Source organism: Rhodococcoides kyotonense, assembly GCF_900188125.1.
Taxonomy (GTDB): Bacteria; Actinomycetota; Actinomycetes; order Mycobacteriales; family Mycobacteriaceae; genus Rhodococcoides; species Rhodococcoides kyotonense.
Genome location: NZ_FZOW01000031.1, coordinates 14,894 through 28,141, shown reverse-complemented (window position 1 = coordinate 28,141; position 13,248 = coordinate 14,894). Strand labels below are relative to the sequence as shown.

Below are 13,248 nucleotides of genomic sequence, written 5' to 3'. Positions count from 1 at the left end.
TACAAGAAAGTCATGAAACAGCCTGTTCTAACAACGTGTCGCGTGCCATACTCGTCTTCAGAAGAAACCTTCATCATTCAATTGGTGCGCTCAGCGGAACGCATAGGCGCCGCATGGATGATTCGACTCGGTGCCTAGTGGGCGCGAAAGGCAGACTCGACAATGAAGAAGCTCGTAGGCGTGTTGACGGCCGCCGTGGTGATGAGTGCGGCGGCATGCGGCTCGTCCTCCGGAAGCGACGACTCGGGGGCGATCAAGATCGGTTCGGTGCACCCCACTACCGGCGCACTCGCCGGCGTCGGTGGACTGATGAACGACGGTGCGGCGCTTGCCGTTGCCGACATCAACGCTGCGGGCGGCATCGCAGCGCTCGACGGGCGACAGCTCGAACTGCTGTCCGGCGACAGTCAGGGCAAGGCCGAGGTCGGTCAGAGCGAAGCGCAGCGTCTCATCGACGACGGTGCAGTCGCGTTGATCGGCACCTACCAGAGTGACGTGACGCAGAACGTCGCGTCGGTAGCCGAGAGGTCTCGGGTGCCCTTCGTCATCGACGTCGCCGTCGACGACAAGATCCTCGATCAGGGTTACCAGTACACGTTCCGCATTCAGCCGAATGCGTCGAGCATGGGCACCGATGGTGCAAAGGCGTTGGCCGCCATCGAGCAGCAGACCGGTCAGCCGATCGACAAGGTGTCCTACCTACATATCGAGGGGTCGTTCGGAGACAGCGTCTTCAACGCATTCGAGGCAGAGGCGGCCAACCAAGGAATCTCGTCGGTTCAGGAAATCACCTACCCCGCAACGAATTTCTCGGATGCCACCACTCAGGTGCGCGAAGCTGCGGTGAGCAACCCCGACGTCATCGTCGCAACGGGCTACTACCCGGATTCGCTGCTCATCGCTCGCGCGGTCGATCAGCTGGGTCTGAATGTCAAGGGACTGTACGGGATTGCGAACGGAGGGTTCGACGACAGTTCCTTCCCGGCCGACGCCGGAGCAGCGGGACAAGGCGTGCTCAGTGCCAACTACCACTACGACGCGACCAGTGAGCGCACCAACGACATTCGCGCCCGCTTCGAGCAGCAGTTCGGTCGCCCGATGGAGACAGCCGCGATGCTGTCGTACCAGGCAGTCGAGGTCATCGCCGAAGGGCTGGAAAGCGGAGCAGACAGCGATCCGGAAGCGCTGCGAGAGTCCATTGCCGGAGTGTCGATCGACGATCCTCTGCTGGCGTTCGCAGGTCCCATCGAGTTCGACGAGACCGGGCAGAACAAGAACGCGACCGTCATCGTGACGCAGGTTCGTGACGGCTCGGTTCTGCAGGTGTTCCCCGAGGAATTCGCCACGGATGCACTGCAGTTCCCGGCCGGAGCCGGACAGTGACCGCTGGTACCACCTCGGCCACGACGTCGAAAGGTCTCCTCGGCATCTCGGGGCGCAGTCCCGGGGTCGCGGTGGCAGGCGCGATCGTCGTCATCATGGCCGTCATCTACCTGGTCGGCGGTAAGGACCAAGGGTTGGTCACCCAGTCCGTCGTGTCGGGATTGCTGTTGGGTGGCGTCTACGCCTTGATCTCGGTCGGGCTGACTCTGATCTTCGGTGTACTCGGGATCGTCAACTTCGCTCAGGGCGCCATGCTCACCATGGCCATGTACGTCGTCTACGCGTTGTCGACCGCAGGATTGCCCGTCTACCTCGCGACGATCATCGCGGTTCCTCTGATGTTCGTGTTCGGCATGATCGTGCAGGCGGCATTGCTGACCAAGCTCACCGTCAGCGGAAGCCACGACGGTCCGTTGCTCGTCACACTGGGCTTGTCGCTGCTGATCATCAACGTCCTGCTGATGATCTTCGGCGGTCGTCCCCAGTCGGTCGCGGCGCCGGTCGACGGTTCCCTGTCCATTTTGGGTGCGGTCGCGTCGTGGCCGCGAGTCATCGCGTTCGTCGGCGCTGCTCTCGTCGCGTTCGCGTTGACTGCCGTGCTCAAGCGCACCCCCCTCGGCCTGTCCATTCGTGCCGTGGCGTCGAACTCGGAGGGCGCCAAGCTCGTCGGTGTCGATATCGGCCGCGTGTACGCACTCACCTTCGGCATCGGAGCGGCGTGTGTCGCGGTGGCCGGGGGACTGATGACTCCGTTCACCAGCCTCACGCCTTCCGTGGGTGAGCAATTCACGATTCTGGCGTTCGTCATCGTCGTCCTCGGTGGTCTCGGCAGTGTCGTCGGCGCCGTTGTCGGCGGTCTGGTGATCGGACTCGTGCAAACGGTCGGCGCGCTGTACCTACCCGGCACCGGTTCGCTCATTCTGGTGTTCGCAGTGTTCATTCTCGTTCTGTTTCTCAAGCCCGAAGGACTGTACGGAGCTCGCCGATGACCGCAACCGTGACAGCACCGACGCCGGTGCCCGAGGATTCGAGACTGAAGGACACGTGGCTGCGACGCCAACTACTCACGCTGGCAGTGGTGTTCGTCCTCGTTGCGCTTCTGCCCCTCGCGCTGGGTGAACAAGCGCAGACAGTCGCCGTGCGCACGCTGATCTTCGCCATCATGGCGGTCGCATGGAACATCATGAGTGGCTTCGGCGGCATGTTCAGCTTCGGCCACGCTGCATTCTTCGGGATCGGTGCGTACACCGGCGCCTACCTCCTTGTCGATCACGGCATCTCCCCATGGGTCTCCATGGTGCTGGCAGCAGCGATCGCGGCGACCGTCGGCACCCTGTTGGCGTATCTGTGTCTTCGGTATCGGCTCGCCGGATCGTATTTCGCGCTGGCGACGTTCGCCTTCGCACAGATGTTCCTGCTCCTGGTGCAGAATCTCGAGGTCTTCCACAAGACCGAGGGCTTCAACGTGCCTATCCTGCCGCGTGATTCGTGGTGGATGCTGCAGTTCGAGAAAGGCAGCCCCAATTACATCTGGATCCCGCTCGTGATCCTGACCCTGGCGGTGCTCGGAACGATCTTCTACGTGCGTTCTCGGCCTGGACAATTCGTCCAGGCGGTACGTGACGACGCAACGGCTGCAGCGTCTCTGGGTATCAACACCATGAAGTACCGACTGATCGCGGTCGCCGCGAGTTGCGCACTCACCGCTGTCGCCGGCGTGTATTACACCCAGTACTACTTCTTCGTCGGGCCGGAGCAGGCTTTCGGTTCGGCAGTGTCCGTGGAGGCCATCGTTCCGGCCGTCATCGGCGGAATCGGAACCATCTGGGGACCTGTGCTCGGCGCCGCCGTCATCGGGCCTCTGTCCGAGGTGATCAACGACTTCATGCGAAACCCGCCTGCCTTCCTCGACTTCCTCGGAGGCACGATCGGTCTCGACGTCGCGACCTACTCGATCATCCTGATCCTCATCGTCATCTTCCTCCCCAAGGGAATCTTCGGCACGATTCGTGAGAGGTGGTTCCGGTGAGCCTGCTGAGCATCGAAGGCCTGAGCAAATCGTTCTCGGGAATTCACGCGGTGCGTGACGTGACGTTGGACGTCAGCGAACACGAATTCCTGGGAATCATCGGTCCGAACGGCGCGGGGAAGACCACGCTGTTCTCGCTGCTGTCCGGCGAACAGCCGCCCACCGAGGGGCGGGTGATCTTCGACGGCACCGACATCACGGGTTGGCCCGCCGACAAGATCGCGCGCCACGGTCTCGTGCGGACGTTCCAGCTGATGCGTCCGTTCGAATCGATGTCGGTGCTGGAGAACGTCACCATCGCCGCGCTCACCAAACGCCGCTCGCGCAAGGACGCTCGCGCGCACGCGTTGGAAGTCCTGGACCGCGTTCAGCTGTCCGACCAGGTCGGTGGCAAGGTGTCGACGATGTCGACGGCGGGTCTGAAGCGCCTCGAACTTGCTCGCGCGCTGGCCATGGAACCACGTGTCGTACTGCTCGACGAGGTACTCGCCGGACTGGTCCCCGCAGAACGCGCGCCCATGATCGAACTGTTGCGCACCCTGCACGGCCAAGGTCAGACGGTTCTGTTCGTCGAACACATCATGGCGGCAGTCATGGCTCTGTCCGAGCGACTCGTCGTCATGCACGAAGGCGCGGTGCTCCTGTCCGGGGAACCGCGGACGGTCATCGAGGACAGTCGTGTCATCGAGGCCTATCTCGGTGAGGAGACACCCGCATGATGCTGGACATCGACGACTTGCATGCTGGATATCGACGGCTCGAGATTCTGCACGGACTGACGATGTCCATCGCACGCAACGAGATCGTCTCGCTGATCGGCGCGAACGGCGCGGGAAAGACAACGACGCTTCGTGCTCTCTCCGGGCTCGTGACACCGAGTGGCGGGCGAATTCTGTTGGACGGCACTCCTGTTCACGGAATGCGCGCCGACCGGATCGTCAGAGAAGGGCTGGTTCACGTCGCGCAGGATCGGGCGTTGTTCGGTAGCCTTCCGGTGTTCGAGAATCTCGAAATGGGTGCCTACACCCAGAAGCGAAGTACGGTGAAGGAATCGTTGGACCGGGTGTTCGACTTGTTCCCGATCCTTGCCGAGCGTCGAGAGCAGCGGGCCGACACGATGTCGGGCGGACAACAGCAGATGCTCGCCATCGGGCGTGCGATGATGGCTCGGCCGCGAGTGCTCACGCTCGACGAACCGTCCGTCGGCCTCGCACCCAAACTGGCAGCGCAGGTCCTCGAGGCCATCGTGCGTATTCGCGACACGGGCGTCACCGTCTTGATCGTGGAACAGAACGCAGCTCAAGCTCTGGAAATCTCCGATCGCGCCTACGTGATCGAGAGCGGCTCGATCGTGTTGGCCGGTAGCGGGGCAAAGCTTGCTCACGACGACCGCGTCAAAGCGGCTTATCTCGGTATTTAGGAGTCCTGCACATGCACCTTCTGGCCTTCACACCGATCGACGTCGACGCAGCCGAACTGCGTCGACGTCAGCAACGGTACGACGAACTGTCGCCGAAATCGGTCACGGTCGAACTGCGCAACATCGGCTCGGTAGCTCCGTCGGCTCTGAACACCGAAGCCGACATCAGAGCATCGGAAGATGCTCTGGCCGAGGCATTCCGGGCCGCGGATCTCACCGGGTTCGACGGCTTGCTGCCCGACTGCGTTCTGGACCCGTGCGTCGAGGACACAGAGAAATTCGATCTACCTCTCTACGGCTTGTCGCGGCTGACGGCCTCGTTCTACGCATCGCAGGGGCAGCGTGTCGGTGCATTGGCCCGCAACGATGCCATCGCCGCCGAACTCGATCGTCGCCTGGCGTTCTACGGGTTCGACGCCGAAGCCACTCACGTACTCGGGCTGGAGGTCCACGACATCGCCGACACGGCAGCGTGGGGGCGTGCGGTCTCCGAGCATGCACGGGGACTGGCGTGTTCGGTGGCCATCAATGCATGTTCGGCCGTCGAACTCGTCGACCCTCCGCGTCGACCCCTCGTCGTGGATCCGACAGCGACGGCACTGCGTCTTCTCGGCCTGAATGTCGAACTTGGGTCGGTCGCATGAGCGAGACCGGTCCGGATCTCGTCGTCGCAGGCGCGGGCGGGGGCCTGGTCGCCGCTCTGCGCGCTGCTGAGAGAGGCATGGACGTCCTCGTCGTCGAGGCGAGTGAGCACTTCAAGCGCGGCAACAACACAGCGATGTCGACGGCGATGATTCCGGGTGCGGGCTCGCGCTGGCAACGCGATGCCGGCGTAGAGGACACGCCGCAGAACTTCGTCGACGACGTGATGCGCAAAACCAAAGGCGCAGCCGACGAGCGACTGGCTCTGACGCTCGCGAATGTCAGTGCGCCACTGGTCGAATGGCTTGCAGATCATCTGCGAATTCCGTTGGAACTAGTGACCGATTTCGCGTATCCCGGACATTCGAGCTTTCGGTGCCACACCGTGGAAGGTCGGCACGGCAGTGTGCTGCTCGATCATCTGGTTCGAGCCGTGCAGGACGAGCCGCGAATCGACATGCTGGTTCCGGCGCGACTCACCGACGTCACGCTCGACGCAGAGGGTGGGATCGACGGCGTGATCGTGACGTTGCCCGACGGTACTACCGAGTCGATCGCGACCAGTGCGGTTCTGTTGGCTACCAATGGTTACGGGGCCGATGCCTCGCTCGTCGCAGACCACATTCCGGAAATCGCGTCGGCCAGATACCACGGTAGTGAACATTCTGTGGGCGACGCGCTGTCCATCGGTGCCCGCCTCGGCGCGAAGTCGAACTACCTCGACGCCTACCAGGGGCATGCGGCCTTGTCGAAGAAGGCGACGACTTTGGTCGGGTGGGCGACGGTGATGCACGGCGGCATCGTCCTCGATCTCGACGGTCGTCGGTTCGGCGACGAAACCACCGGTTACTCCGAATACGCGGCACAGCTTGCTGCGCAGCGTGATTCGGAGGGGTGGATCGTCATCGATCGGGTCATCTACGACAAGTGCCTGGCCTTCACCGATTTTCGGCAGACCGTCGAGTCCGGTGCGGCCGTCTGGGCGGACAGTCCCGCAGAACTCGCGGAGACCACCGGTCTACCGCGTGAAGCCGTCGAGAACGAGTTGGCGGCGGTTGCGCAGTACGCTCGCGGTGACGGCCAGGATCCGTTCGGGCGCAACTCTTTCGAGCGCATCCTGGGTGCACCGTACGCGGCGATCAAGATCGTTCCTGCGCTGTTCCACACTCAAGGCGGACTGGTCGTCGACGAGCACGCACGAGTACTGCGCGCCGACGACGAACCGATCGACGGCTTGTTCGCCTCCGGTGGTGCAGCGATCGGCATCTCCGGCCACGGGGCCGCAGGCTACCTCGCGGGCAACGGCCTGCTACCTGCCCTCGGACTTGCGTATCTCGCGGCCAGCTACATCTGAATTTCTCCCTTTCGAAAGGATCTCTCGATGTCCACGTTGATCACCAATGCTCGAGTCGTACGCCCCGGATCGGACGCACCCGAGGACGGCGAATTCCTCGATCTGTTGATCGAGGACGGAAAGTTCACGCGAATCGAAGCGAACATCCCAGCCGACGCTGCCGACACCGTCATCGACGCCGCAGGCAAGGTGGCTTTTCCAGGTGTGGTCGATGCTCATCAGCACTGGGGCATCTACAACTCCCTCGGTGAGGATGCGGAGACCGAGTCACGCGCGTGTGTGCAGGGCGGCGTCACGACATCGCTGTCCTACATGCGAACCGGTCAGTACTACATGAACACGGGCGGTTCCTACGCAGATGTGTTCCCGACGGTGCTCGAGGCGACCGAGGGCAGGCCCTACGTCGACTACGCCTACCACCTCGCGCCTATGTCGAAGGAACACATCACCGAAATCCCGTCGCTCATCGAGGACCACGGCGTGACGTCGTTCAAGATCTTCATGTTCTACGGTAGTCACGGATTGCACGGACGCTCGAGCGACCAGAGCGAATTCCTCATGACACCGGAAGGCGAGCGCTACGACCTGGCGCACTTCGAGTTCGTCATGCGCGGCATCCAGGCAGCCCGGGAACAGTTGGGCGACAAAGCAGATCACATCTCGCTGTCGTTGCACTGCGAGACCGCCGAGATCATGAGCGCATACACGAAGATCGTCGAAGAAGAGGGCACGCTGCAGGGTCTCGCCGCCTACAGCGCGTCGCGGCCACCGCATTCGGAAGGACTTGCGGTCACGATCGCGTCGTTCCTCGCCGACGAAACCCAGCTGCCCAACATCAACCTGCTGCACCTGTCGTCGCGCAAGGCACTGACCGCTGCGATGCGCATGGCAAAGGCGTTCCCGCATGTAAACTTTCGTCGCGAGGTCACCATCGGGCACTTGCTGGCCGACATCGACACGGCATACGGACTGGGTGGCAAGGTCAACCCGCCGCTGCGTCCGCGCGAGGACGTCGAGGCGCTGTGGGAGCACCTCATCGCGGGCGACATCGACTGGGTCGTCAGCGATCACGCGTGCTGCAAGGACGAGAAGAAGTTTGCCGAAGATCGCGGAGACATCTTCGCGGCGAAGTCGGGATTCGGTGGCGCCGAGTACCTTCTGCCCGGTCTGGTCAGCGAAGGGCGCAAGCGTGGCTTGAGCTGGCGTCGCATCGCGGAGCTCACGTCGCTCAATCCTGCGTCGCGCTACGGACTTCCGGGCAAGGGCGACATTGCTGTCGGGATGGACGCGGACATCGCGCTCGTCGACCCGGACCACACCTGGACCGTGCGTCCCGAGGACTCCGAGTCGACGCAGGAGTACACGCCGTTCGAGGGCTTCGAGTTGGGCGCCAAGGTCACCGACACCTTCGTTCGCGGGCAGCGTGTACTCGCCGACGGTGCCGTGTCCGGTGCTCCCGCCGGCCGCTACCTGCACCGTCCGTACAAGTGACCGGCCCGCTCGAGGGCATCAAGGTCCTCGACATCTCGACGATTCTCGCAGGCCCGCTCGTCGCGCAGATTCTCGGTGACTTCGGTGCCGACGTCATCAAGATCGAACATCCCACCCGGCCCGACGGCATGCGCGGGCACGGGTTGGACAAGGACGGTCACCCGCTGTGGTGGACGATGATCAGCCGCAACAAGCGGACGATGACGTTGAATCTGGGTAGCGAGCAGGGTGCCGAGATCTTCACGTCGCTCGCAGCGGAGGCCGACGTCGTCGTCGAGAACTTCCGGCCGGGCACCCTGGAGCGTTGGGGCCTTGGTTACGACGTGTTGTCGGAGAACAATCCTGGTCTGATTCTGTTGCGCGTCACAGGTTTCGGGCAGACAGGTCCGTATTCGACGCGGCCGGCGTTCGGAACGCTGGTGGAGTCGATGAGCGGGTTCGCGCATCTGACGGGAGCCGCGGACGGTCCACCGACGTTGCCCGCCTTCGGTCTGGCGGATTCCCTTGCGGGCATCGCCGGTTCGTCGGCAGTGTCGATGGCGCTTCTGCATCGCACCAACAACGGCGGCAAAGGACAGGTCATCGACCTGGATCTGCTGAGCCCGATCATGGCCGCGGTGGGACCCGGAATCATCTACGCGGACCAATTGGGGATCGATCAGGAGCGAACGGGCAATCGGTCGAGCAACAACGCGCCGCGGAACCTGTACAAAACGTCCGACGGTCATTGGTTGGCAATTTCGACGAGCGCCAACTCCATCGCGGAACGAGTGCTGACGCTGGTGGGTCACGCCGAAGTGATCGAGGAACCATGGTTCGCGACGGGCCGCCAGCGTGCTGCGCATGCAGATCTGCTCGACGACTACGTCGGCGGCTGGATCGCCGAACGCACTCGTGACGAGGTCGTCCAGGAGTTCGAGAAGGCAGGTGCGGCAGTTGCACCTGTCTACAAGCCGAGCGAGTTGCTCGATGACCCCCAGGTCAATGCAATCGAGATGGTCACGACCGTCGAGGACGGGGATCTCGGTCCGGTGCGCATGCAGAATGTGATGTGGCGAATGGGCGATTCGCCCGGAAGCATCAGGCATACGGGTCGTGCTCACGGCGAGGACACCGACGCGGTTCTCGCCGAATTGGGTTGCGACGCAGACTCGATAGAGGACTTGCACAAGGCCGGCGTCGTGTAAGGCGGCTTCGCCGCTCGTGAGCGAAAATGTATAGCCCGCTATACATTTTCGCTCACGAGGGGTACCTATCGAATTGTTACCCAGATGGTCTTCAGTTCGGTGTACTGATCGAACGCTTCGAGGCCCTTGTCATGACCGCCGAAGCCCGAGATACCGAAACCGCCGAACGGCGTCGAGATGTCGCCTTCGCTGAAACCGTTGACGGCGACCGTTCCTGCACGAACGGCCCGAGCAACCCGCAGGGCGACGTCGATGTCGTGGGTCCAGACGTTCGCGGCGAGTCCGTATTCGGTGTCGTTGGCCAGCGAGATCGCCTCTTCTTCCGTGTCGAATCCGACGATCGCGACGACCGGGCCGAAGATCTCGTCGCGGACGACGGCGGAGTCCTTGCCGACGCTGTCGACGACGGCCGGCGAGACGAAGAAACCGCCCGTCTCTTCGAGGATCGCCGCACCGCCGTGCACGACCGCGCCTGCAGATCTTGCGTCATCGATGTAGCGCAGTACTCGCTCACGGGCGGACGCCTCGATCAGCGGTCCGATCTCGGTCTCGCGATCGAGTGGGTCGCCCACCTTGCGTGCGGCGGCCTTCTCGGCCATCAGCGTGACGAAAGCGGACTTCACCGAGTTGTGCACGAGAATTCTGGAGCCGGCCGAACAGTTCTGGCCACCGTTCCAGAAGGCAGCGCCCGCGAGATCCTCTGCCACCTCGTCGAGTTGACTTTCCATGTCGGCGAACACGATCTGGGGACTCTTGCCGCCCATTTCCAGTGCGACCTGCTTGAGGTTGCTGTCGGCGGCGTACCGGAGGAACATGCGGCCGACTTCGGTGGATCCGGTGAAAGTGATGACGTCGACGTCGTTGTGTAGACCCAGCGCCTTGCCTGCGACGTGACCGAGACCGGGGACCACATTGAATACGCCCGCGGGAATGCCAGCCTCGGTTGCCAGTTCCGCGTAACGCAGTGCACTGAGCGGGGACAGCTCGGCAGGCTTGACGACGATGGAGTTTCCTGCAGCGAGGGCGGGACCGATCTTCCATGACAGCGTGTTCGACGGAAAGTTCCATGGGACAACGATTCCCACGACGCCCGACGGCTCCCGAACGATGAGTCCGAGGTTGTCGGAACCGGTGGGGGAGACCTTGCCGAACACCTTGTCGATCGCTTCGGCGTACCAGCGAATCGTCAGGACGACGTCGGGAATGTCGAGTTCTTCGCAGTCGGTGATCGGCTTGCCAGCATCGATCGAGTCGATCAGCGCGAGTTCGGCTGCATTCGCTTCGATCAGATCGGCGAACTTCAACAGCACCGCTTTTCGTTCCGCGGGCGAGATTTTACTCCAAAGTCCGGCGTCGAACGCGCGTCGTGCAGATTCGACTGCTGCATCGACGTCTGACTCCGACGCCGCAGCAACATGATTCAGCACACGTCCGGTTGCGGGTGAGAGGTTCTCGAACGTCGCGCTGCCCTCGGCGTCGACGAAGGCACCGTCACGGTACATCTGTGTCCGCACCGAGGTGGGTAGTTCGATGGTGGATGCGGTGGCGTGCGTCATCGGATGGTTCTCCTGTCGAAATGCGTATACGAAACGTTGACGTGCTGTGTGCGTGAAGCAGTGTCGTCGTGTGAGTGCAACGCGTCCGGGAACAGAAGGGACGGCATTGCGTTCATCCAACGGTCGAGACCGAGAAGGGCTTTCATGTATCACTCCGTCCGTCGATCAATATGCGTGCGAGAGTGTCGTTCTGGCGGAAGAATCCGGCGTTCTGGTTCGGTCGTGGAAATGCGTGCGCCCACCCTGCCCCGACGACCCATGGCCCCACTGCCCATCGCGACGAATGCGCGGCACCGTCCGAGTGGAGAAGCCTGCCATGCTCGTCGACCCGAATTCTCCCGCTCTTGGTTCCAGCGATTTCGTCGCTGATATGTCCGCGTGCCGACAAAGAACGGACGAGTGAGTCGACGGTCCGATTGATGTCGGCAGGTGGCAGACGAGCGTCGATGAGCGCATCGGCGTGAATCGGGTTCGGGTGGGCGTCGCTGACGGCAGTGAATCTGCCCGCGTCGTCGTCGACGGACGCACGAAAGCCTCCGCCCATGAACACGACGACGCCTGCGTCGCACATCGCGACCAGCTGGGCCAACCGCTCCGGAGGTGGGCCACTGGTCATGTGGCTGAACAGGCCGTGGAGCCACCCGTCGACATCGGCGACGATCGACGACGGCGCGAGCATCTGACGCCGAACCATCTCGCCGAACACACCGTACACAGAGAAGAAGGCAAGAGAGACAGCAGCATCCACGCTGCACCGCGGTTCGTCGATTCGATCGAGCATGTCTGCGGTGTACTGACGCACGAACCGATTCATGCGCTCGGCGTCGGTGAGGTCAACGCCTGCCGCACGAGTCGAGAGCGGCTGGTCGATGGCCTCGATGTCGATTCGGTGCTTTTCGTCCGGAACGGCTGCGGCGACAAGTCGATCGAAACGGCCGGAGCCGTAGTCCGATTCGGCGAACTCGGCGAGGAAGTCGCCCCATTGCATGGTCGTGCAGTCGGGGTGCGAGTGGAACAGCTCGTGGTAGTGCGCGTACGCGATTTCCTTGCACGCCATGGGCCACAGTTCGGTTCGGAAGTGCGCGTCTCTGGGATCGCCGACGCGTGCGACGACGGATTCGACGTCGAAGAAGTGCGGAAGCGGCGGTGGATCCGACAGCAGTGGGTGAGTCAGTTTGGGGTGGTAGGGAACTCCCCGTCGAGATCCGACGTACATGATCGGTTCACGGCCCGACGCGATGTAGGACAAGCTGCCGGCGTCGTCGTGTTCGAAACGGCCGCCGCGGCTTTCGCCCAACAGGACCATCCAGTCGATGAACGCCAGCCCCAGCCCGCTGACGATGACGGGCTGTCCTCCGGGGATGCGGTCGGCGTCGCAGTCCGCGGTATACGCGGGCGGCATGTAGACGAGTCCGTGACGGTCGGCGAACTGTTCGTACATCACTTCGCGCGGGCCGAGCTCGTCGTCGAGATGGCCTTGCGCCAATACGACTCGATCGACCGTGTACTCGGTGTCGTCCGCACAGAGAATGCGTTGAACTGTCGCGCCCTCGACGACGTCGTCGACCAGATCGACGACCGTCGTTCGATGCACCACGAAACTCAACGACGCAGGAGCAGTGGACACGATTCGCTCGTACGCCCATTCGAGGTAGGCGCTCTGAAGTCCACGGGAGACGAACGAATCTCCGGTCACCACGGCAACTTCGGCAGCGAGGTCGGGATCGGCGGACAACTCGGTTCGGTGGTCCTCGATCCAGGTGGCCAGTGTCGGACCTGGTCGTAGATCGCCTTGGACGTCGCATGTGTCGTCGGCGAACACGGTGACGGCGTGCGCCGGGACATTCATCCACAACAGCGACGGCTGGTCACGGCGCCAGACTCGGCCACCGCCCACGGGAAACGGATCGAAGATGTGGACTACGGTGCGCGGCTCGGTGTCTGTCTGCTCGGACGCATTGGCACACAATCGGTCGAGCAATCCGAGGCAACGGGGCCCACCGCCCACGACGGCTATGGACCTCGGTGCGGGAGACGAGGCGACGGCCGCCTTGTCGACGTCCTGCACGTGAGTTTGCGTCACTGACTGCTCCTAGCGGATGAAGAAGGTGCTTCGACTGATCCACCGAGGGTAATCGGCTACCGATTACCGTACAGGGTCGCCGACGTTTCGGCTCGATGAATGA

General features: G+C 62.8%; 11 protein-coding genes. 9 read left to right on the top strand and 2 right to left on the bottom strand.

Annotation, left to right across the window (positions count from 1 at the left end; translation table 11 throughout):
• The first annotated feature begins 162 nt into the window (after positions 1-162).
• From CHB96_RS28180 to CHB96_RS28140, 9 genes are read left to right on the top strand one after another with little or no spacing between them, the layout of a single operon-like run.
• A complete protein-coding gene (locus CHB96_RS28180) occupies positions 163-1,383 on the top strand; it encodes an ABC transporter substrate-binding protein (protein ID WP_089252606.1) in 1,221 nt (406 codons plus the stop codon).
• Positions 1,380-2,372 carry a branched-chain amino acid ABC transporter permease gene (locus CHB96_RS28175; RefSeq protein ID WP_089252604.1) on the top strand — a complete coding sequence of 331 codons (993 nt, stop codon included), beginning with the start codon at positions 1,380-1,382 and terminating at the stop codon, positions 2,370-2,372. The genes CHB96_RS28180 and CHB96_RS28175 overlap by 4 nt, the downstream gene beginning before the upstream one ends.
• Entirely contained in the window at positions 2,369-3,412 is a 1,044-nt protein-coding gene (locus CHB96_RS28170; protein WP_089252602.1) for a branched-chain amino acid ABC transporter permease, read from the top strand. Before CHB96_RS28175 ends, CHB96_RS28170 begins: the two co-directional genes overlap by 4 nt.
• The gene (locus tag CHB96_RS28165) at positions 3,409-4,131 is read left to right on the top strand and encodes an ABC transporter ATP-binding protein (protein ID WP_176444548.1); all 723 of its coding nucleotides are present in this window, start codon (positions 3,409-3,411) and stop codon (positions 4,129-4,131) included. Before CHB96_RS28170 ends, CHB96_RS28165 begins: the two co-directional genes overlap by 4 nt.
• Positions 4,128-4,832 carry an ABC transporter ATP-binding protein gene (locus tag CHB96_RS28160; protein WP_217900003.1) on the top strand — a complete coding sequence of 235 codons (705 nt, stop codon included), beginning with the start codon at positions 4,128-4,130 and terminating at the stop codon, positions 4,830-4,832. Before CHB96_RS28165 ends, CHB96_RS28160 begins: the two co-directional genes overlap by 4 nt.
• Before the next feature lie 11 nt (positions 4,833-4,843).
• Positions 4,844-5,476, top strand: coding sequence for an aspartate/glutamate racemase family protein (locus CHB96_RS28155; protein WP_089252598.1), 633 nt, complete (start codon positions 4,844-4,846; stop codon positions 5,474-5,476).
• The gene (locus CHB96_RS28150; protein ID WP_089252596.1) at positions 5,473-6,828 is read left to right on the top strand and encodes an FAD-dependent oxidoreductase; all 1,356 of its coding nucleotides are present in this window, start codon (positions 5,473-5,475) and stop codon (positions 6,826-6,828) included. Before CHB96_RS28155 ends, CHB96_RS28150 begins: the two co-directional genes overlap by 4 nt.
• A gap of 27 nt (positions 6,829-6,855) precedes the next feature.
• Positions 6,856-8,319 (top strand): dihydroorotase, encoded by a 1,464-nt coding sequence (locus CHB96_RS28145; RefSeq protein ID WP_089252594.1) that lies wholly within the window; start codon positions 6,856-6,858, stop codon positions 8,317-8,319.
• A complete protein-coding gene (locus CHB96_RS28140; RefSeq protein ID WP_089252592.1) occupies positions 8,316-9,506 on the top strand; it encodes a CaiB/BaiF CoA transferase family protein in 1,191 nt (396 codons plus the stop codon). Before CHB96_RS28145 ends, CHB96_RS28140 begins: the two co-directional genes overlap by 4 nt.
• Before the next feature lie 65 nt (positions 9,507-9,571).
• Here CHB96_RS28140 and CHB96_RS28135 read toward each other — a convergent pair whose 3' ends face one another.
• Together CHB96_RS28135 and CHB96_RS28130 are read right to left on the bottom strand one after the other, a co-directional pair.
• Positions 9,572-11,062 carry an aldehyde dehydrogenase gene (locus CHB96_RS28135; protein ID WP_089252590.1) on the bottom strand — a complete coding sequence of 497 codons (1,491 nt, stop codon included), beginning with the start codon at positions 11,060-11,062 and terminating at the stop codon, positions 9,572-9,574.
• 142 nt (positions 11,063-11,204) lie between these two features.
• Positions 11,205-13,145, bottom strand: a complete 1,941-nt coding sequence (locus CHB96_RS28130; protein ID WP_089252588.1) for an FAD/NAD(P)-binding protein — start codon at positions 13,143-13,145, stop codon at positions 11,205-11,207.
• Positions 13,146-13,248 lie beyond the last annotated feature (103 nt).

Excerpts from the sequence above, each read along its gene's own strand:
- CHB96_RS28155 (WP_089252598.1), top strand. The coding sequence starts at position 4,844 with ATGCACCTTCTGGCCTTCACACCGATCGACGTCGACGCAGCCGAACTG.
- CHB96_RS28145 (WP_089252594.1), top strand. The coding sequence starts at position 6,856 with ATGTCCACGTTGATCACCAATGCTCGAGTCGTACGCCCCGGATCGGAC.
- CHB96_RS28180 (WP_089252606.1), top strand. The coding sequence starts at position 163 with ATGAAGAAGCTCGTAGGCGTGTTGACGGCCGCCGTGGTGATGAGTGCG.
- CHB96_RS28150 (WP_089252596.1), top strand. The coding sequence starts at position 5,473 with ATGAGCGAGACCGGTCCGGATCTCGTCGTCGCAGGCGCGGGCGGGGGC.
- CHB96_RS28135 (WP_089252590.1), bottom strand. The coding sequence starts at position 11,062 with ATGACGCACGCCACCGCATCCACCATCGAACTACCCACCTCGGTGCGG.
- CHB96_RS28160 (WP_217900003.1), top strand. The coding sequence starts at position 4,128 with ATGATGCTGGACATCGACGACTTGCATGCTGGATATCGACGGCTCGAG.
- CHB96_RS28170 (WP_089252602.1), top strand. The coding sequence starts at position 2,369 with ATGACCGCAACCGTGACAGCACCGACGCCGGTGCCCGAGGATTCGAGA.